14 protein-coding genes are annotated in these 20,249 nt (G+C 58.8%); 6 read left to right on the top strand and 8 right to left on the bottom strand.

From position 1 onward, the window contains the following. Positions 1–9 precede the first annotated feature (9 nt). The 5 genes from F3J26_RS13435 to F3J26_RS13455 all read right to left on the bottom strand — a co-directional run bounded on the left by F3J26_RS13435 (position 10) and on the right by F3J26_RS13455 (position 5,852). Positions 10–507 (bottom strand): GlcG/HbpS family heme-binding protein, encoded by a 498-nt coding sequence (locus tag F3J26_RS13435; RefSeq protein ID WP_008454402.1) that lies wholly within the window; start codon positions 505–507, stop codon positions 10–12. 92 nt (positions 508–599) lie between these two features. After that, complete coding sequence (locus tag F3J26_RS13440; protein ID WP_166994338.1) at positions 600–1,217, bottom strand: response regulator transcription factor; 618 nt, start codon at positions 1,215–1,217, stop codon at positions 600–602. Continuing rightward, a complete protein-coding gene (locus F3J26_RS13445; RefSeq protein WP_008454406.1) occupies positions 1,217–2,524 on the bottom strand; it encodes a sensor histidine kinase in 1,308 nt (435 codons plus the stop codon). The genes F3J26_RS13440 and F3J26_RS13445 overlap by 1 nt, the downstream gene beginning before the upstream one ends. Positions 2,525–2,635: 111 nt before the next feature. Then, entirely contained in the window at positions 2,636–4,285 is a 1,650-nt protein-coding gene (fumA, locus tag F3J26_RS13450) for a class I fumarate hydratase FumA (RefSeq protein ID WP_008454408.1), read from the bottom strand. A gap of 55 nt (positions 4,286–4,340) precedes the next feature. Then, entirely contained in the window at positions 4,341–5,852 is a 1,512-nt protein-coding gene (locus F3J26_RS13455; protein ID WP_008454410.1) for an anion permease, read from the bottom strand. Between the two features lie 619 nt (positions 5,853–6,471). Here F3J26_RS13455 and F3J26_RS13460 point away from each other — a divergent pair. Next, positions 6,472–9,252, top strand: a complete 2,781-nt coding sequence (locus F3J26_RS13460; RefSeq protein ID WP_166994340.1) for a flavocytochrome c — start codon at positions 6,472–6,474, stop codon at positions 9,250–9,252. Positions 9,253–9,310: 58 nt separating this feature from the next. Beyond that, complete coding sequence (locus F3J26_RS13465; RefSeq protein WP_166994342.1) at positions 9,311–10,279, top strand: FAD:protein FMN transferase; 969 nt, start codon at positions 9,311–9,313, stop codon at positions 10,277–10,279. On the opposite strand, the gene dcuR is transcribed toward F3J26_RS13465, so the two are convergent. The 3 genes from dcuR to F3J26_RS13480 form a co-directional block, all read right to left on the bottom strand. After that, complete coding sequence (dcuR, locus tag F3J26_RS13470; protein WP_008454417.1) at positions 10,260–10,979, bottom strand: two-component system response regulator DcuR; 720 nt, start codon at positions 10,977–10,979, stop codon at positions 10,260–10,262. The genes F3J26_RS13465 and dcuR overlap by 20 nt on opposite strands. Continuing rightward, entirely contained in the window at positions 10,976–12,598 is a 1,623-nt protein-coding gene (locus F3J26_RS13475) for a sensor histidine kinase (protein WP_008454419.1), read from the bottom strand. The genes dcuR and F3J26_RS13475 overlap by 4 nt, the downstream gene beginning before the upstream one ends. Before the next feature lie 64 nt (positions 12,599–12,662). Beyond that, entirely contained in the window at positions 12,663–13,427 is a 765-nt protein-coding gene (locus F3J26_RS13480; RefSeq protein WP_166876253.1) for an AraC family transcriptional regulator, read from the bottom strand. Between the two features lie 180 nt (positions 13,428–13,607). Between F3J26_RS13480 and F3J26_RS13485 the strand changes: the two genes are divergently transcribed. From F3J26_RS13485 to F3J26_RS13500, 4 genes are read left to right on the top strand one after another with little or no spacing between them, the layout of a single operon-like run. Beyond that, a complete protein-coding gene (locus F3J26_RS13485; RefSeq protein WP_166994344.1) occupies positions 13,608–15,740 on the top strand; it encodes a TonB-dependent siderophore receptor in 2,133 nt (710 codons plus the stop codon). A 4-nt stretch (positions 15,741–15,744) separates the two neighbouring features. Then, positions 15,745–16,605: an iron-siderophore ABC transporter substrate-binding protein gene (locus F3J26_RS13490; RefSeq protein WP_166994346.1), complete on the top strand. Its 861-nt coding sequence runs from the start codon at positions 15,745–15,747 to the stop codon at positions 16,603–16,605. Then, on the top strand, positions 16,598–18,595 hold the full coding sequence (gene fhuB, locus F3J26_RS13495; RefSeq protein WP_166994348.1) for a Fe(3+)-hydroxamate ABC transporter permease FhuB: 1,998 nt from the start codon (positions 16,598–16,600) through the stop codon (positions 18,593–18,595). Before F3J26_RS13490 ends, fhuB begins: the two co-directional genes overlap by 8 nt. Positions 18,596–18,628: 33 nt before the next feature. After that, positions 18,629–20,248 (top strand): cyclic peptide export ABC transporter, encoded by a 1,620-nt coding sequence (locus F3J26_RS13500; RefSeq protein ID WP_166994350.1) that lies wholly within the window; start codon positions 18,629–18,631, stop codon positions 20,246–20,248. Position 20,249 lies beyond the last annotated feature (1 nt).

Genomic DNA, 20,249 nt, shown 5'->3' on the forward strand with positions numbered 1-20,249 from the left:
CTTGTGGTGTTATCCCGCGTTCAGTTCTTTCTCAATATTGTTTAAGCCTGCCAGGGCACAGGCCTGATCCAGATGGCCGCCCGGTGCGCCGCCGACGCCGACCGCGCCAATAACCTGTTCACCCGACTTCACCGGCACGCCGCCCGCCAGCAGCAGGAAGCCTGGAATATCACGCAGGTTGGCCGCGCCCGCATTGGACTGGGAACCCTTCATCACGTTGTCGGTTGGGTTTTTGGTGGTCAGCGAGGTGAAGGCCTTCATGCGGCTGGCTTCCACGGTATGCGGCCCGGCGTTGTCCATGCGCTTCATCACCAGCGGCGTGCCTGAACGATCGACCACGGTGACCGCCACGTTGTAGTTGTCTTTGGCACAGGCCTGAAGGACGTTTTGCGCCAGCTTATCGGCGAGGTCGAGGGAGATGTTTTTCTGGCTCAGTACGCCGGTGGCGGCGCTGGCCGTGGAGACAAGACCGCCCAGCAGCAGGGCGCTTAACAGAAGACGTTTCATGATGTTGCTCCAGAGTTGTTGGCTATGGGGCAATACTATGCAACGCGGAGATAGCGGGAAATTGGCGCGAACACCTAACTTTCCAGGTAGTTTTACTTAGCCTCTCTGGCGATGTCGCCGTAGGTTTTCAGCAGTTTGGGCAGAGAGTTGACTTCCAGTTTGGAGAAAATATTGGCGCGGTGCGCTTCCACGGTGCGCGGCGACAGCGAACACAGCTGCGCGATCTCCTTACTGGAATAGCCCTGAATAAGCTGCTTCAGCATCTCTTTTTCCCGCGCGGTAAGCGTGGCCAGCTTTTCCTGTAGCGGCTGCCATTGCTGCCGGGCTTCAACTTTCGCTTTCTGTTGTTCCATTGCGGTACCCACGACCTCGAACAGCAGATCGGCATCAACCGGCTTGGTCAGGAACTCAAAGGCACCGTTCTTAAAGGCGCGCCGGCATAAATCGATGTTGCCGTGTCCGGTCATGATAATCACCGGCAGCGCCAGGCCCTGCTGCGTCCACTCCTCCAGCAGCGTCAGCCCGGTTTTCCCTGGCATGCGGATATCGAGCAGCATACAGCCGTCGAGCTGGCTTAAGTCACCGGCGTTTTGCTGAAACGCCTGGGCGCTGTCAAAAGCCTGGGTTTGCCAACCGACGGTGGCAAGCAGCAGACTCAGCGAGTCACGAATGGCGGCGTCATCGTCAATCAGCCAGATACATGGTGCCATTATTTCTCCTCATCCTTAAGCGGGAACCACAGGCGGAAGCAGGCTCCGCCCGCTGATGTGTTGCCGGCCTCAATGGTGCCGTTCAGGCGCTGTACCAGCGTGTCGGCGAGCGCCATCCCCAGCCCGACGCCCTGCGCTCGGGTGGTGAAGAACGGAATAAAGACCTGTTCCAGCGCCTCAGGAGAAAGCCCCGGCCCGCCGTCGGTTACCGTCAGCGCGATGCCGTTATTATCCGAGCTTGCCTCCAGGTGTACCCAGCCTGCGCCGTTGGTTTGTGCCTGAATCGCGTTGCTGGCGATGTTATGCAGGATTTGCTCAACCCACAGCGGCGGGGCGATGAGCGGCGGCAGGTCGTCGGCAAAATGGCTGGTGACGCGGATTTTGCTGTGGCTCAGTTCGTTATCCAACAGTTTGCACACGCGCTGCCAGAGCGACGGGAGATCGACCCGCTGGTGCTCGGCGCGTTCGCTGGTGAGCTTCTGGCGAAATTGGCTAAGCAGGCCGTCGATGCGCTTTATCTGCAGCACGGCGGCGTCCAGCAGTTCTGGTACCTGAGCCGGATTATCCTGTTTAATCAGCCGTACTGCTGCCTGGTTATAGCTCATGATGGCGCTCAGCGGCTGGTTCAGCTCGTGCACCATGCCGGCCGCCAATTCTCCCATGGTATTGAGGCGCGTCAGTTCGGCGTAGCGGGCGCGCAGGTCGGCAATGTCCCGGCGGCGTTTGTTGGCCTGATATTGCGTCAGCAAGTAGATCGCCAGCGCCCAAAACAGCGCCGGGGATGCTATCAGCCACCAGGGCAGTTTCGCCCATGCCGGGCTGTCGCTGGCCGAAACTAAAAACGGCTGCGTCGGGCTGGCGACGGTTTTATCCCACTGCCAGTAACCCTTGTTGGCGGTGCCCTGTTCGCAAAGAAGAGTGTTATTCCAGCTGATGCTGAGGTGTTGAAACGTCTTTTTCTCGCCCAGCGTGTCGAGCAGAGTCGGGAGATCGATCAGCAGCGAGAGGTTAGGGCGGTTCAGCCAGTAGCGGCCATTGGCTTCTGGCACAATCGCCAGGCGAGGCTCCGGGTTGTCATGCCGTCGCCACTCGACGATCTGCGGCAGAATGTGCTGCACCTCAACGGCGTTTTGGCTGACGGGCAGCAGAGGAATGATGGCATCGTGCTGGGACAGCTTAACCGTGATTTCGCGGTAAAGAATGCGGAAGTCGGCGGATTTATCTTCGTACTGCTGCTGTAAAAACCAGGCGCCAAGTCCCGCACAGCTAAGCAGCGTGAGCAGTAGCCAGCTGATTATCCTTAACATGTGAAGTCCTTGCGTTGGCGTTGGCTGAAATGTGGCCTCAGTATGGGGTAACTTTGGGGCAAAAAAAAGCGGGCACCGTAGCGCCCGCCTTATTATCCGTATTCACTGAAATCAGTGCTTGTTACAGCCTGCGCACTGTTTGTTCTGGATCTGCTGGAAGAAGTCGTTGCCTTTGTCATCCACCAGGATAAACGCCGGGAAGTCTTCCACTTCGATTTTCCAGATAGCTTCCATACCCAGCTCAGGGTATTCCACCAGTTCAAGGCTCTTGATGCTGTTTTGCGCCAGCACCGCCGCCGGGCCACCGATGCTGCCCAGGTAGAAGCCGCCGTGTTTGTGACAGGCGTCGGTCACTGGCTTGCTGCGGTTGCCTTTGGCAAGCATGATCATGCTGCCGCCGTTGGCCTGCAGCTGGTCCACGTAGGAGTCCATGCGGCCTGCCGTAGTTGGGCCCAGGGAACCGGAAGCGTAACCTTCCGGCGTTTTAGCCGGGCCAGCGTAGTAGATCGGGTGATCTTTCACGTACTGCGGCAACGCTTCGCCGTTATCGAGGCGTTCTTTCAGCTTCGCGTGGGCGATGTCGCGTGCCACGATGATGGTGCCGCTAAGCGACAGGCGAGTGGACACCGGGAAGTCGGACAGCTGCGCGAGGATCTCTTTCATCGGGCGGTTCAGGTTCACTTTCACCGCTTCGCCTTCTCCGGCCTGGCGCAGCTCTTCCGGGATGTATTTGCCCGGATTGCTTTCCAGCTTCTCAATCCAGATGCCGTCTTTGTTGATTTTCGCCTTGATGTTGCGGTCGGCGGAGCAGGAGACGCCCATGCCGATTGGGCAGGATGCGCCGTGGCGTGGCAGACGAACGACGCGGATATCGTGGGCGAAGTATTTGCCGCCGAACTGCGCGCCCAGGCCAAGCTCCTGCGCTTCTTTCAGCAGCTCTTGCTCAAGCTGCACGTCGCGGAACGCCTGGCCGTGCTCGTTACCTTCGGTTGGCAGGCCGTCGTAGTAGTGGGTCGACGCCAGCTTCACGGTTTTCAGCGTGGATTCTGCGGAGGTGCCGCCAATCACAAACGCGACGTGATACGGCGGACAGGCTGCGGTGCCCAGCGTGCGCATTTTCTCCACCAGGTAATTTTTCAGCTTCGCCGGGGTGATCAGTGCTTTAGTTTCCTGATACAGATAGGTTTTGTTGGCGGAACCGCCGCCTTTGGCGACGCACAGGAATTTGTATTCATCGCCGTCCACGCTGTAGAGGTCAATTTGTGCAGGCAGGTTGGTGCCGGTGTTCACCTCTTTGTACATATCCAGCGCGGCGTTCTGGGAGTAGCGCAGGTTATCTTCGATGTAGGTGTTGTACACGCCCTGAGACAGCGCCGCTTCATCGCCACCGCCGGTCCAGACGCGCTGGCCTTTTTTGCCCATGATGATGGCGGTGCCGGTATCCTGGCAGGTCGGCAGAATGCCCTTGGCCGAGATGTCTGAGTTACGCAGGAACTGCAGCGCGACGTACTTATCGTTTTCGCTGGCTTCCGGGTCGCTCAGGATATCCGCCACCTGCTGCTGGTGTGCCGGACGCAGCATAAACGCCGCATCGTGAAACGCCTGCTGAGCGAGCAGGGTCAGCGCCTGTGGCTCAACTTTAAGAATGGACTGGCCTTCAAATTCGCTGACGGAAACGTGGTCGCGGGTTAACAGGTAATATTCGGTGTCGTCATGCGCCAGCGGGAAGGGATTTTGATAAACAAAAGGTTTGTTCGACATAGCTCGTTACTCCATAAAAATAAACCGCCGGAGGTTGCCCTCCAGCGGCTTTAAATCAGAACATCAGGGACATCCACGGATAACCAATCACCAGCAGCGCGGCCAGGAACAGGCCACCAAAGATGGTGCCCAGGCGCCAGTAATCTTTAGTTGGCAGGTAGCCGCTACCGTAGTAGATAGGGCTTGGGCCGGTGCCGTATGGAGTGATGATGCCCATGATACCCAGCGAGGTCACCATCAGCAGACAGAACACTTCCATATTCATGCCCGGAATGGTGGAGGCGATGGTCAGCATCGCTGGCAGCAGCGCGGTGGTGTGCGCGGTGGTGCTCGCAAACAGGTAGTGCAGCAGGTAGAACGCCAGCAGCAGGACAATGGTCGCGGTGCCTGGGGCGATACCGGTCATCAGCGCGCCGCCTTCTTTACCCAGCCAGGAGATGAAGCCGGTAGAAGACAGGCCATCGGCCAGGGCAACCAGGGTGGCGAACCAGACGAAGGTGTTCCACGCCGCTTTGTTATTGGTGATGTCGTTCCAGTTCAGAACGCCGGTCCACAGCATCAGCACGATAACCAGCAGGGCCGCAAGCGCAGGTTCAATCCAGCTTGCCGCGAAGATCCACATCACCAGCGCGGAGCAGACGAACACCAGCAGCAGGATTTCGTTGCGGGACAGTTTGCCCAGTTTTTCCAGTTCACGGCTCGCCCATTTTGGCACTTCGTCGTTCACTTTCACTTCAGGCGGGTAGAGCCAGTAAGCCAGCAGCGGCATGGTCAGCAGTAACAGCAGGCCCAGCGGCAGGAAGGCGAGGAACCACATGCCCCAGGAGATGTTGATGCCAACGATGCTTTTCACCAAAGCCAGTGCCAGCAGGTTAGGGGCCAGCGCAGAGAGGAACATTGAGCTGGTGATACAGGCTGCGGTGATAGCCACCCACATCAGGTAAGAACCGATTTTACGCGCGCTTGGGTCGTTAGGTTTTGAGCCATACAGCGGCGGCAGGTTAGCGATAATCGGGTAGATGGTCCCGCCGCTGCGTGCGGTGTTGGACGGGGTAAACGGTGCCAGCAGCAGGTCGGCGAAAGCAATGGCGTAGCCCAGCGTCAGGCTGCGGCGGCCAAGGTATTTCACCAGAATCAGCGCCAGTCGGCGGCCAAACTGGGTCTTATCGTAACCGGCAGCAAACATAAATGCGCCGAAGATAAGCCAGACGGTGGAGTTCCCGAAGCCGCTGACCGCCCATTTAAAGGAGGCTCCCGCCAGCTTGAATTTCGGGTCGGCCATTTGCTCCGGGCTGAACAGCAGCCACTGACTGCCGAGCGAAATGACGACGATCCCGGTCAGGCCGATAACGGCGCCCGGCAGCGGTTCGAAGATAAGCCCGACGATAACGCCGACGAAGACAGCGAAGAAGTGCCAGGCGTACGGCGGCAGGCCGTCCGGGACCGGAACCAGCATCAGCAACAGCGCCACAATGATGGGCAGGGCCATCATCAGCCAACGTTTGTTGTTGCCTGCTTTTTTATTGCTCTCTTTGAGCGGCGGTAGATTGGTGGTTATTACACTCATAATGACACCGTTATAAGGAGTTAAGGATTCGTTTTATATTTCCGCTTACTTTAGTTTTTAAACTTACTTTATTAATTAAACGCTCTTGGTTAGCGGTTGCGGAAATAGGTATTCATCGCTTTTTATCGGCGGTGAATTAAATTTTATGGATAGTTATATATTGCGCTTTCGGGGTATATGACAATTGATCGAGATCAAAAAAACAGATTCTGGTTATTCTTTTCGTAAAAAATAATAGTTCGTGTTTTAGCAGGGTTATTTACGGCGAAAAGTTATCAGTTTGATCATTAAAAAAGCGGCGTTCAGGTCATTTTTGATGTTTTTTGCTGACTCGATTCCGCTTGCCGCATGGTCTGGCGCGTGTTCACGGCGTGCATCTGGTAGGTAACTAAAATGTTATATTAATTTAATAAGCTGTTATCTTTTATATTTTAATTAATAACACGTTGTGGGTAATTGTGTTATCACGGTTCTTCAATAGTTTTTAAACTAACGTAAATATTTTGGTAACTAAAAATAGTCTTATATTGTTGACATGCGAAATGGCCAATAACCAGAACGAAAATAGTGCCAGCAACCGAATTCTCAGTTTTAAATTTTAAAGTTTGGAGTCGACATTATGAGCACCGACAAAAACATGTTAAGCCCATTTACTTTACCTAACGGTACGGCGTTAAAAAATCGTCTGCTAATGGCACCGATGACTACCTGTACCGGGTATTTTGATGGCACCGTGACCGAAGAGCTGGTGGAGTACTACCGCGTCCGCGCCGGGAGCATCGGTACCATCGTGGTGGAATGCTGCTTTATTGACGATTTAGGCCTGGCCTTCCCTGGCGCTATCGGGATAGACACCGACGAAAAAATTGCTGGCCTGGCGAAAATCGCCGCCGCGATTAAAGCTGAAGGCTCCAGAGCCCTGCTGCAGATTTACCACGGCGGCCGCATGGTCGACCCTAAACTCATCGGTGGCCGCACGCCGGTTGGCCCAAGCGCGCTGGCCGCACCACGCGACGGTGCTGCAACACCGCGTGCCCTGACCACAGAAGAAGTGGCGGGCATGGTGACTAAATTTGGTGAGGCCGTTCGCCGCGCCATTCAGGCTGGTTTCGACGGTGTGGAAATCCACGGCGCGAACACCTATCTGATTCAACAGTTCTACTCCCCGAACTCAAACCAGCGTGATGACGAATGGGGCGGCAGCCGCGACAACCGCGCTAAGTTCCCGCTTGCCGTGCTGGATATCACCCATCAGATGGTGCGTCAGTTTGCTGACGATGCATTCATCATCGGCTACCGTTTCTCCCCGGAAGAGCTTGAAGTGCCTGGGATTCGTTTCGACGACACCATGTACCTGCTGGAAAAACTGGCCGAGCGAGGCCTGGACTACCTGCACTTCTCTCTGGGTTACTCGCTGCGTCCGTCCATTAACGACACCGCCGACCCGACGCCGCTGATCAACAAATACTGTGCAATGCGCTCCGACGCGCTGGCGCAGATCCCGGTGATGGGCGTGGGCGGCATCGTGAATGCTTCCGACGTGGAAACCGCGCTGGAGCACGGGTATGACCTGGTGGCCGTAGGCCGCGCCTGCATTGCCTACCCGGACTGGACTGCCCGCATCGCCAACGGCGAAGTGCTGGATCTGTTTATCGACAGCACCAAACGCGAAGAATTGACCATCCCTGAGCCGCTGTGGCGCTTCTCGCTGGTCGAGGCGATGATCCGTGACATGAGCATGGGCGGAGCCTCTAAATTTAAACCGGGGATCTTCGAAGAAACCGTCAGCGATGACGTCAACCAACTGGTGATTAACGTCAGCCTCGACAGCGATCGCATCGCCGATATCGCGCTGGCCGCTGGCCCGCAGGACGACGTGGAGTTCACCACTAACTTCGAAGAAATTCGTACCCGTATCCTGACCGCCAACTCGCCGTTTGTGGATGCCATTTCCGGCGCGACTTCCCAGAGCGAAGCGGTGAAAAAAGCCGTTTCTAAAGCGATGGTGAAATCCAGCAAGCAGCAGGCGTTTGAAGAAAGCGGCGGCGTTAGCGCCCCGCAGAGCTACGACGTGGTTGTGGTCGGCAGCGGCGGTGCCGGTCTGGCGGCGGCGATTCAGGCCCACGACGAAGGTGCCAGCGTGCTGATCGTTGAGAAAATGCCGTCCATCGGCGGGAACACCGTTAAGGCATCTGCCGGGATGAACGCGGCGGAAACCCGCTTCCAGCGCGTCAAAGGTATCTTCGACAGCAAAGAGCTGTTCTATGCCGAAACCCTGAAAGGCGGCTACAACAAAAATAACCCAGAGCTGCTGCACCGCTTTGTGGAAAACGCCCCGCAGGCCATTGAGTGGCTGGCGGATCGCGGCATCATGCTGAACGACATCACCACCACCGGCGGGATGAGCATTGACCGCACCCACCGCCCACGTGACGGATCGGCGGTCGGCGGCTACCTGATCAGCGGCCTGCTGCGTAACATCAACAAACGCAGCATCGACGTGCTGATGGAAACGGCGGTAACGGAAATCCTGTTTGACCAGGGCGCAGTCAGCGGCGTGGCGCTGCTGACGGACGAAAACGAAGCGCTGACCATCCACGCGAAAAGCGTGATCGTGGCGACCGGCGGCTTCAGCGCCAACAGCTCGATGGTGGTGAAATATCGCCCGGATCTGGAAGGCTTTGTCACCACTAACCACAAAGGCGCCACGGGCGGCGGTATCGCGCTGCTGGAAAAACTGGGCGCAGGCACCGTGGATATGGGCGAAATACAGATTCACCCAACCGTGGAGCAAACCACCTCGTACCTGATTTCCGAGTCCATTCGCGGCGGCGGTGCCATCCTTGTGAACCAAAAAGGCAGCCGCTTCTTCAACGAAATGGAAACCCGCGATAAAGTGTCGGCGCAGATTATCGCGCTGCCGGAGAAATACGCTTACATCGTGTTCGACGAGAACGTTCGCACTAAAAACAAAGCGGCAGATGAGTACATCGCCAAAGGCTTTGTGGTCAGCGCCGAAGGGCCTCGCGAACTGGCGGAGAAACTGGGAATGGATTACCACACCTTCCTCGCCACGCTTGAGCGTTACAACGGCTTCGTGGAAAATCAGTACGACGAAGATTTTGGCCGTCAAACCGCGCTGCGCAACCCGATTAAAGATGGCCCGTTCCACGCCATCCGCATCGCCCCTGGGGTGCACCACACCATGGGCGGCGTGACCATCAACGCCGAAACCGAAGTGCTGGATAAACTGCATCAGGTTATCCCTGGCGCGTTCGCGGCGGGTGAAGTGGCCGGTGGTATTCACGGCGGCAACCGCATCGGCGGTAACGCGGTGGCAGATATTATTGTCTTTGGTACCCTGGCGGGCCATCAGGCGGCAAGCTGGGCAAAACGCTAAGCCCAACTGCGCTCCGGCCCTCGCCGGGGCGCAACCTTTTCAGCAAAAGGAGCCCGCTATGTCGCAACCCGAAGGTGTTTATGGCTACTCCGCCGTTTTAATGGGCTCGCCCATTCTCCTCAAGCTGTTCGAACCCAACGAAACTCTCGCCTCTCAGGTGTTCCGCCTGATTAAACAATACGAAGATCTGCTCACCGTGAACCGGGCCGAATCCCAGGTGATGAGCATTAATCACGCGGCGGGCAAACATCCGGTTGCCGTCAGCCGTCCGGTGTTCGAGCTTATCAAATGCGCCAAAGCCGCCAGCCTGTTCCCCGACAGTATTTTTAATCTCGCCATTGGCCCGCTGGTGAAGCGGTGGAAGATTGGTTTCAAGGGCGATAGCGTTCCGCCGGCAGAAGACATCGCCGCGCTGCTGCCGCGCACGCAGCCGCATCAGGTGGTGCTGGACGAAGCCGAAGGCAGCGTTTATCTGGCACATAGCGGGATGGAAATAGACCTGGGCGCGATAGCCAAGGGCTACATTGCCGACCGGGTACGCGACTTCCTGCAGCGGCAGGGCGTGGCGCAGGGGCTGATTAACCTCGGCGGCAACGTGCAGACGCTGGGCTCGCCGGAAGGCGGCTGGACCATCGGGCTGAAAAAGCCGTTTAGCGGCCCGGAAGAGATGCTGGGCGTGATTGAGGTGGCGAACAAATCGGTGGTGACATCCGGCGTTTACGAGCGCTATTTCGAGCTGGACGGCAAACGCTATCACCATATTCTCGACCCGCGCACGGGCTACCCGCTGGATAACGACCTGGATAGCGTGACGATCGTCTCGACTGACTCGCTGGATGGGGACATCTGGACGACGTTGATTTACGGCATGGGATTAGAAAAGGGCGGCGCAGTGCTGGCGAATCGCCCCGATATCGAGGCGATTTTTGTCACCAAACAGCGAGAGATTATTCTCTCTTCCGCCAGCCAGTTCCGCTTTACGTTACTGGATGACAGCTACCGGCTGATTACTGGCAGTACTGCTTGAGCAGGCCAAGCTGTTCGGCCTGCAGGCGATAGCGGTACACCGGGCGGCCGGTCATGCCGTAATGAATGCTGGTGAACAGGATATTGATCTGCGCTAGCCAGATCAGATACTTACGGCATGACACGCGAGAGATATTTACCGCCGCTGCCAGTTCGTCGGTGGAGAACTCTTCCGTCGGATGGGTGTCGATCCACTGGCAAATGGTGCGCAGCGTTTGCGGCGTCAGCCCTTTCGGCAGGCGCTTGGCGTCCGCCACCACCGGGGAGCCACCGTGCAGCAGTCGGTCAACGTCCGCCTGCTCGTAATATTTGTGGGTGCCCATCAGGTTTTTCTTTTCGCGCCAGTTGGTTAACGCTTCTTCAAAGCGCGGGAACTGGAACGGTTTGATCAGGTAATCCACCACGCCGTAGTGCATCGACTTCTGGATAGTCGCCGCGTCCGCCGCCGAGGAGATAACGATCACATCGATGGTTTTTCCCGCTTCACGCAGCGTCGGCAGCAGATCCAGGCCGTTATCCTGCTGCATATACACATCCAGCAGGATCAGATCTATTTTTAGCTCCGGGTTGCTGACCATCTCCCGCGCCTGTTTCAGCGTGGAGGCGGAACCGCAGCAGCTAAAGCCCGGGATTTGGCTGACGTAGGCGCGGTTAAGCTCCGCAACCATCGCATCATCATCAACAATTAAGACATTAATCACGCATTGTTCCTTTCACTATCCCAGGGTAACTGCACAAAGAATTGGGTGAAGACGCCGGGTTCTGACTCCACCTGAATACTGCCGCCAAGGCGCTCAAGCTGCTGCCTGGCAAGGAACAGCCCCACGCCACGCTGCTCGCCTTTGGTGGAGTAGCCTTTGTCAAAAATAGACTGAATATGGTCCGGCTCTATACCCGGTCCGTCGTCGCTGACTTCCACGCTTAGCACGCCGTTCTGGTAGTGCAGCAGCACGCCTACTTCGCCATCAGGCTGGTCGCCCATCGCGTCCAGCGCGTTTTCAATCAGGTTGCCCAGCGCGGTAATCAGCGCCATCACCTGAAGTTCGTTCGGGTTGTCCGGCAGCTGGCATTCGTCGGCAAGCGCCAGATGGTGGCCCGCTTCCCGCGCGCGGTTAATCTTGCCAATCAGGAACCCGGCAATCACCGGCGACTTAATTTTGCTCTGCAGCGTGCCAATTTCCGTCTGGTAATTGCTGGCGGTTTGCAGAATGTACTCTTCAAGCTTGTCGTAATGCTTAAGCTGCAGCAGGCCAAGAATGACGTGCAGCTTATTCATAAATTCGTGCGAGCGCTCGCGCAGCGCGTCGACATAATTCACCATGCCGTCTACACGCTGGGTCAACAAATTGATTTCAGTCTTATCGCGGAAGGTACTGATGGCGCCGATCACCTGATTATTTATACGAATTGGCACCGCATTACACAAGACCAGGCGGCCATAGCTGATGATTTGCCGATCCTGAATCGGCGTGCCGGTGTGCAGCACTTCGCACAGCGTGGCCACCAGCGGCCCCGGCGGCACGGTTTTACCGAGGCGGAAATCGTCCGGGGAGAGCAGCATTTTGCGCGCCGCGTGGTTGATAAGCGTCACGCGGCCTTCGCGGTCAACGGCGATAATGCCCTCTTTAACGGACTGCAGCATAGCCTGGCGCTGCTCGAACAGCGCGGAGATTTCATACGGCTCAAAGCCGAACAGAATGCGTTTCAGCACACGCACCAGCACCCAGGTGCCGAGCGAGCCGAACAGGGCGCTGAACAACACCGTCCAGAGCACGCTCCAGCGGCTCTTGCTGATCTGCTCGTCCACTTTGCTCAGCGAGATGCCGATGGCGACCACGCCTATCTGCTTATGCTGTTCGTTATAGACCGGCGTAAAGACGCGCAGGGCTTCCGCCAGCACGCCGTGGTTGATCGACACATTCTCTTTGCCTTCCAGCGCCGGGAAAATGTCGTCGCCAATAAAATGCGAGCCAATATTGCCGGGTTGGGGATGTGAATAGCGAATGCCGTTCATGTCGGTCACCACCACGAACAGCAGGTCGTTACGCTCCTGCACGCGGGTGGCTACCGGCGGAATAATGTCTTTGCTGTGGGGCTGCGTCAGGCCGTATTTGATCGTCGGATCGTCGGCCAGGGTTCTCGCCACCGCCAGCGCGGTGTCTTTCAGGCCGCTGCGGGTGGCGTTGCTGATCTGGATAAAGTACAGGGCGTAAACCACAAGCAGCACCGAGCCGATAACGGCGCAAAGCATCAGCGTCACCGAGGTGCTGAGTTTCATCGGGCGCTTGGCCGTCGTTTGCGGGGGCTTCGTGTCGCTCATGGTTGTTCCGGTCCGGGGCGCAAACGGTGATTATCGCCGATGGAACCGGATTGTAAAAGCCGTGTCAGAGATAGCGGCCAATATACCTCTGCGGGGAAACGCCCAGCTTTTTCCTGAACATAGCGATAAACGCGCTGCTGCTGGCGTAGCCGAGCGTGCTGGAAAGATTGCTGATGGTGGTACCGCGCGCAAGGTGGCAGACGGCTTCCACCAGGTGCATTTGCTGCCGCCATTCGGTAAAGCTGAGCTGCGTCTCTTCCCGGAAAAGCCTCGCCAGGGTTCTTTCGCTTGCGCCGACCCGTTTTCCCCACCAGGCCAGGGTTTCCCGCTGGGAAAGGTCGCTGCACAGCGCATCGCAAAGCTGGCGAATACGCCTGTCGTGGGGGAGGGTGATATGGCACAGGGCAATATCCTGCAGGCGCAGCAGCTCGTTGTGCAGCAGGTCGTGCAATAGCTGGCTTCGCTGCGGGTCGGCGGGTTTTTCCAGGCCAGCGACGGTCAGGGACTGAAACAGCGGCGTGACGGCCAGGCTGCGGCTGTGGCGGCTGAACGCGGCAGAAGCCGCTGGCGTCATGTAGAGATTGTGGGTGACCACGTTGCCGATGGCTTCCAGGCCGTGAGGCAGTCGCCCCGGCAGCCAAAGCGCGTGGCCAGGGGCGACGACCCAGACGTTTTGCTCGCTGCGGATTTTTGCCACGCCGCTGACCGGGTAAATCAGCTGGCCCTGCTCGTGGGCGTGAAACGGCTCCTGGCTTCCTGCGCTATAATGGAGTTCTCGTACTTCCAGAAACGCTTCCTGCGGACTCTGCTGTGTGAATTGCTTTATCATTTGTTGCCTGCCGTTCGTCCGATTCTCGCCATTTCATGATGCAGTAGCGCGTTAAGACAATCTCTGTCCGCTTTGCGATATCCCGTCAACCGATCGCGCTATTCTGCCACGGGTGCTCTTCTCTTTTAAAGGTGAATAATTATCATTTCGATCCTCTTCTTATAACATGATACGGTCGATATGAAACAGGGCGGATGGGTAAACGGGAACATGCCTTTAAAGGCGTTAAGTTGTGCGGTCTTTGCGGCGTGCGCGGGCTTTGCCCATGCAGCAGACAAACCGGCGGCACAGGACAGCACGATGGTTGTTACGGCCACGGCACCTTCTTCTTCCGGGCAGGAAGATGAAACCAATGTGGTGGCACATGAGGCGGTGGCTGGCACCAAATCCAGCTCGCTGATTAGCCGCACGCCGCAGAGTATTTCGGTGGTGACACAGGCGCAAATCGCGGCCATGGCGGCAAAAAACATTCCCCAGACGCTGCGCTACGTCGCGGGCGTCTCCTCGGAAGATGCCGGCCCGGATACCCGCTTTGACACCATCATGGTGCGTGGCTTTGAAGCCGACGAATATCTGGACGGCCTGCGCCTGCCGCGCGAAGCCTGGTGGAGCCGCCCGGCGTGGGATCCGTTCCTGCTCTCCCGCATTGAAGTGGTCAAAGGTCCGGCTTCGGTGCTCTACGGCCAGGCTAACCCCGGCGGCGTAGTGAATCTTGTCAGCAAAACGCCGCAGGCCCAGCCGGGCGGCCAGGTTTACGTCAGCGCCGGGAATAACAGCCAGTTTGGCACCGGCTTTGACGTCACCGGCCCGCTAACCGACAGCAAAGAGTGGCTTGGCCGCGTGGCGGGCACCTTCTTCGACAGCAAAACGCAGGTCGATCATACCCGCTACCAGCACTACGACATTGCGCCGTCCGTGACCTGGCAGCCAAACGATCGCACCAGCCTGACGCTGCTGGCCCAGCTGCGCCAGGATCCTGACACCGGTTTCTACAACATGCTGCCGGTCAAAGGCACGCTGGTGAACAACCCGAACGGTAATATTGGCACCCACTTCTACGGCGGCCAGCCGGGCTTTGATACCTACACCCGCAGGCAGGGCAGCATCGGCTATCAGTTCCGTACCGAATTGAACGATAACATTACGCTGCGCCAGAACGTGCGTTACATCAGCAGCAGCGCCGATTACCGCATGGTGTACCCGTTCGGGACGTACCCAACCCAGCCGCTGGTTGACCGCTACTCCATGAACCTTACCGAAACGATGAGTAACTTTGCGGCGGATAACCAGGGCGAGTTCCGCTTTGATACCGGGCCAGTGTCGCACACCGCGCTGCTCGGCGTGGATGTGATGCACTCCTCGGTGCGCAGCCAGGCGGGCTACGGCGACGCTGTGCCGCTGAATTACCTCAACCCGGACTACAGCACGCCGGTCGAGATCCCGGCGTTTACCAGCAACAGCCATTCGACGATGGATCAAACGGGGCTTTACCTGCAGGATCAGCTGACGCTGGACAACTGGGTGATGAGCCTCGCCGGGCGGTATGACAGCGCGCAAACCAAAGCGACCAACCTGCTGGACGGTTCTCACCAGACGCGCAATGACTACGCCACCACCGGCCGCGCGGGGCTGTTGTACCACTTTGATAACGGCATTGCGCCGTACATCAGCTATTCCACCTCGTTTGTGCCAAGCGCGGGTACCGGGTTTAACGGCAATGCGTTTAAGCCAACCAAAGGCAAGCAGACCGAAGTTGGGCTGAAGTACGATCCGGTCGGAATGGACGCGCTGTTTACTCTGGCGCTGTTCGATCTGCGTCAAACCAACGTCGCCACGCCGGATCCCGATCATGTGAATTACAGCGTGCAGACCGGAGAGATCCGCTCCCGTGGGATCGAACTGGAAGGTAAAGTGAACGTCACGCCAGCCTGGCAGATCCTCGCATCCTACTCGCTGACCGACCCGGAAGTGCTGCAGGCGAACGACGGCAGCGAAGGCAAACACCCGATGGGCATTTCCCGCAACCTGGCCAAGCTCTGGAGCCAGTACGCGTTCAGCGGCCCGCTGGATGGTTTCTCCCTCGGCGGCGGCGTGCGCTATGTCGGCCCAAGCTATGCGACAACGGATAACTCGCTGCAGGTGCCGGGCGCCACGGTGTATGACGCCCGCATCGGCTGGCAGTACCGCCAGTGGCAGGTTGCCCTTAACGCCGCTAACCTGACGAACAAAACCTACCTTGCAGCCTGCCAAAACAACGGCTGTGAGTACGCGGTTAAGCGTCAGTACGTGGCAACGTTAAGCTACCAGTGGTAAGCGAATGCTCTCCCGCAGACGTTTACTGACCTTTGCGCTGGCCGCCCCGTTTATCGGGGCGGCTGGTGCCGTTTCCGGGCCTCCGCAGCGCCTGGCGGTGCTGGACTGGGGGCTGACTGAGCTGATTCTGGCGCTTGGCGTGACGCCGCAGTCGGTATCGGCCCCCGACTGGTATCGCAAGCTGATAGGCACGCCGGAACTGCCCGCCAGCGTGGTGGATATCGGCCTGCTGTTTCAGCCAAACCTCGAAACCCTGTATGCGTTGAAGCCCGGTCTGATCGTTATCACGCCGGGTCACGCGCTTCTTAAGCCTCAGCTGGATCGTATTGCGCCCACGCTGACGCTGCCAACCGGCAGTCTCGCCGAATGGCAAATTTCCCTCGATAAGCTGGCTGTTGTACTCCAGCGCCAGGCGCAGGCTCGTGCGGTCACGGCGGCTTTTGAGCAGGCTGCGATTCGTGCCAGAGAATCCGCTTCTGCTTATCAACGTCCGCTGTTTATCGCCACGCCGGTAGACGCGCTGCATATGCGGCTTTACGGCACGGGCAGCCTCGCCGGAGATGTGCTGTCGTGCTGCGGTTTCAGCAATGCCTGGCGCGGCGGCGTTAACGCGCAGGGCGAGGCTATGGTCGAGCTGACGCGCATTGGGGCAGATAATGCCGGGCTGATTCTTTTGCCGGAGGACGGGCAATGGCCGCAGATCCAACGCTGGCAGCGTTCACTGCTCTGGCAGCGCCTGCCGCTCACCTCTCAGACTCAGCTGGCGTTCCCGGCGCAAAAATTCAATTCCGGTGGTGCGCTTGTGACGGCCACGCGCATTGCTGAAGCATTGGGGCAAATCGTGGCGGGGTGGCAGCATGGCTGAGACGGGAAAAACGACGGCTTCCTGGCTGCTGATCGCCGGGCTTTGGCTGGCAAGCATCGTCATGGCGCTGCAAAACGTCGCGCAGTACGACGGGCTTCTTCACGGCCTGAAAGTGCTGTTTAGCTCGAAAATGGCCGACGCGCAGGCGGTGATCCTGCACTCCATGTGGTTCCCACGCCAGGTGATGGCTTTACTCGGCGGCGCCGTACTGGCCCTTTGCGGCTGGCTGATGCAGCGGGCGCTGCGCAATCCGCTGGCGGAACCGATTACGCTCGGCATGACTTCCGGCGCAACGCTGGCTTTGGGTGTGGCGTCGATGTGGTTCCCGGCGACGCTGCTCTCTGCACGAACCGGCATAGTGATTACCGGGGAAGTTGTCGCTTTGCTGCTGGTGTTGCTGCTTTCCTGGCGGCAGCGTCTGTCGCCGCTGGTGATGATTCAGGCGGGGATGTTGGTCAACCTGTGGTGCGGCTCGCTGACGATGATCATGGCGGTGATCAACGACCGTTTTCTGCTGTCGGTGCTGATGTGGGGCGGCGGTTCGCTGGCGCAGCAGGACTGGAGCGTCGTGACGGCGATTCTGCCCTGGCTCGGGCTGTGCGGCCTGGCTTTGCTGTTGTTGCTGCGCCCGCTGGCGCTGCTCAGGCTGCCGGAGGCGATGGTGAGCAGCCTGGGGGCTTCTCCGCTGCTGATCCGTTCGGTAGCGATGGCGCTGGCGCTGGTGATGAGCGCCTTAATCATTAACAGCGTCGGGGTGATTGGTTTTATCGGCCTGGCCGCCCCGCACCTGGCGCGCTTAGGTGGGGCGCGTACCACCCGGCAAATGCTCAGCCACTCGCTGCTTATTGGGGCCGGTTTGCTGTGGTTCACCGACCTGTGCGTCAGCCGTATCACGCTGCTGGACGGGCAACTGCTGCCGGTGGGGATGTTAACTGCCCTGACCGGCGGCCCGCTGCTGATCCTGCTGGCGGGCAAGGCCCGGCACCAGGTACTGGATACCACGCCTTCAGCTTACGAAGGCGAAGCGGGCGGCGTGCGCTTCCCGGCGGGCATGGCTTCTGCGCTGCTGCTGGTGGCTGTTGTGCTGTCGCTGTTTGTCGGCCAGGGGCTGCACGGCTGGCACTGGACGACCCTTGCGGAGCAACCCGCTTTGCTGCCGATGCGCCTGCCGCGCCTGCTGGCGGCATTGAGCGCCGGGGCTTTGCTGGCGGCGGCGGGCGTGTTGATGCAGCGCGTCAGCGGTAACCCGCTGGCAAGCCCGGAGATCCTCGGCATTGGCGGCGGGGCGGCGATGGGCGTGACGGCATTTCTGCTGCTGTTCCCCACGGGCGGAACGGGGCTGATGATTCTCAGCAGCGCCGCCGGGGCGCTGATCAGCCTGCTGGTAACGCTGTGGAGCAGCCGCCAGAGCGCCTTTAACCCGCAGCGGGTGCTGCTGAACGGTCTGGCGCTGAACGCGCTGTTCCAGGCCATCGCCAGCATTGTGATGCTGAATAACCGCCAGGCCAGTTCGATGCTGCTGCAACTGATGACCGGCAGCACCTACTACGTCAATAACGGCATCGCCATCGGCGTGTTCTTCGCCATGTTGCTGCTGTTGGCGGTTTCTCCGCTGTGCAAACGCTGGCTACTGCTGCTGCCGCTCGGGCAGGTGAGCGGTTCGCTGGGCGTGAATGTCGCCAGGGCGAGGATTAGCGTGCTGGCGCTGGCCGCATTGATGACCGGGCTGGCCACGCTGATCGTCGGGCCGGTGTCGTTTGTCGGGCTGCTGGGGCCGCATCTGGCGAGAAAAGCCGGTGCGAAACGCCCGATGGCGCAGCTGTTCACCGCCGCGCTGCTGTCCGCGCTGATTATGGTGCTGGCGGACTGGATGGGCCGCAATTTTCTCTATCCGCGTCAGCTGCCCGTGGGGCTGGTGGCGTCGCTGGTCGGCGTACCGCTGCTGGTATGGCCGCTGATCCGTAGCCGGGCGCATACACATCAACAATAGCGCCGGCAGAGTAATGTCGAAAAGGAAGTAACAATGTCTCTGTTAATGATGCTGTTCCGCCTGGTGGGCGGCTGGCTGGTGCTGGCGGCGTTTGCCAGCGTGGTCAGCGGGTTAAGCAACGCCTCGCTGCTGGCGGTGATCAACCATAGCCTGACGCTGCCGCCCGGCGGGCTGGCCGACGTGGCGCTGCAGTTTGTGTTGCTGGCCGCGTTAATGCTGGGCACCCGCGTGCTGGCCGAAACGCTGTTTATGTGGCTCGGGCAAAAAGTGAAGGCCACGCTGCGCAAAGACGTGGTGGATCACGTCAGCGAAACCGCCTGGGCGCAGCTGGAGAAAACCGGCATGGCAAAAGCGGTGTCCATTCTGACTCAGGATCTCGACACCCTGGTGGTCTTTTTCGTCAGCCTGCCGGGGCTGCTTATCTATGGGGCGGCGATTATCGGCTGCCTGATTTACCTCGGCACGCTGTCGTGGCAGGTCCTGCTGCTGGCGCTGCTGGTGCTTGGCCTGGGGGCGATGGGCTACCGCGCCGCCCACGGTAAAGCGTTGGGGCTGTTGCGTAGCTCGCGGCAGCGGGAAGATACGCTGATTGCCCAGTGTAAAAAACTGTTCGATGGCGGGCGCGAGTTTCGCCTGAACCCGTCGCGCAGGCGGCATTTTGTCGACGGACCACTGAGCGAAAATATCGAGGCGGTGCGCATCGAACGCACTCGTGGGTATGTGTTTTACGGCCTGGCGAAGAGCTGGGGTAGCGTGCTGTTCTTCGCGTTTATCGGCGTGGTGCTTTACTGGCTGCGGGAGTCGCTGGCGCTGAGTTCGGCGGTGATGACCGGCTACACGATGATTTTTCTGTACATGATTGTGCCGGTGGAAGGCGTTTTGTCGGCGCTGCCGACGGTGACCAGCGCCCGCATCGCGCTCCAGCGAATCGCCCAGCTTAAAACCGATCTGCCGCAGGAAAAGCTGCTGCCGCTGAAAAGCCCGCCGCGTTTTGACGGCCTTGAGCTGGCCGATATTCGCTACGAATATCAGGGCGAAGAGGGGGAACGTTTTACTCTCGGGCCGCTTAATCTTCGTTTCACTCAGGGCGAGCTGGTCTTTCTGGTGGGCGGCAACGGCAGCGGGAAAACCACGCTGGCCAATCTGCTGGTGGGCCTTTACCCGCCGGACAGCGGCGACCTCCGACTAAACGGCAGGCTGATAACGCCCGAGCAGCGTGAGATCTACCGCCAGCATTTTGCCGTGGTATTCAATGATTTCTTCCTGTTCGATGACGTGGATAACGTCCACGAGCGCACGGCGGACCAGGTGAATAAGCTGCTGCACCTGCTGAAGCTCGAACACAAAGTGGCCTTCCGGGGCGGGCGTTTCTCGACCACCGCGCTTTCTCAGGGGCAGCGTAAACGTCTCGCGCTGCTGCAGGCATGGCTGGAGAACCGGCCTTTTTATCTGTTTGACGAATGGGCGGCAGATCAGGATCCCGGTTTTAAAGAGGTGTTCTACAAAGTGCTGCTGCCGATGCTGAAAGCGGAAGGCAAAACGGTGCTCGCCATTACCCACGACGACCGCTATTTCCCGCTGGCGGACAGGCTGATCAAGCTTGAGTCAGGGCAGGTGGTGGCAGACAGCGTACTCAGGCCGCTGTCTGCCTGAA

Source organism: Enterobacter sp. Ap-867 (assembly GCF_011752855.1).
GTDB lineage: Bacteria > Pseudomonadota > Gammaproteobacteria > Enterobacterales > Enterobacteriaceae > Cedecea.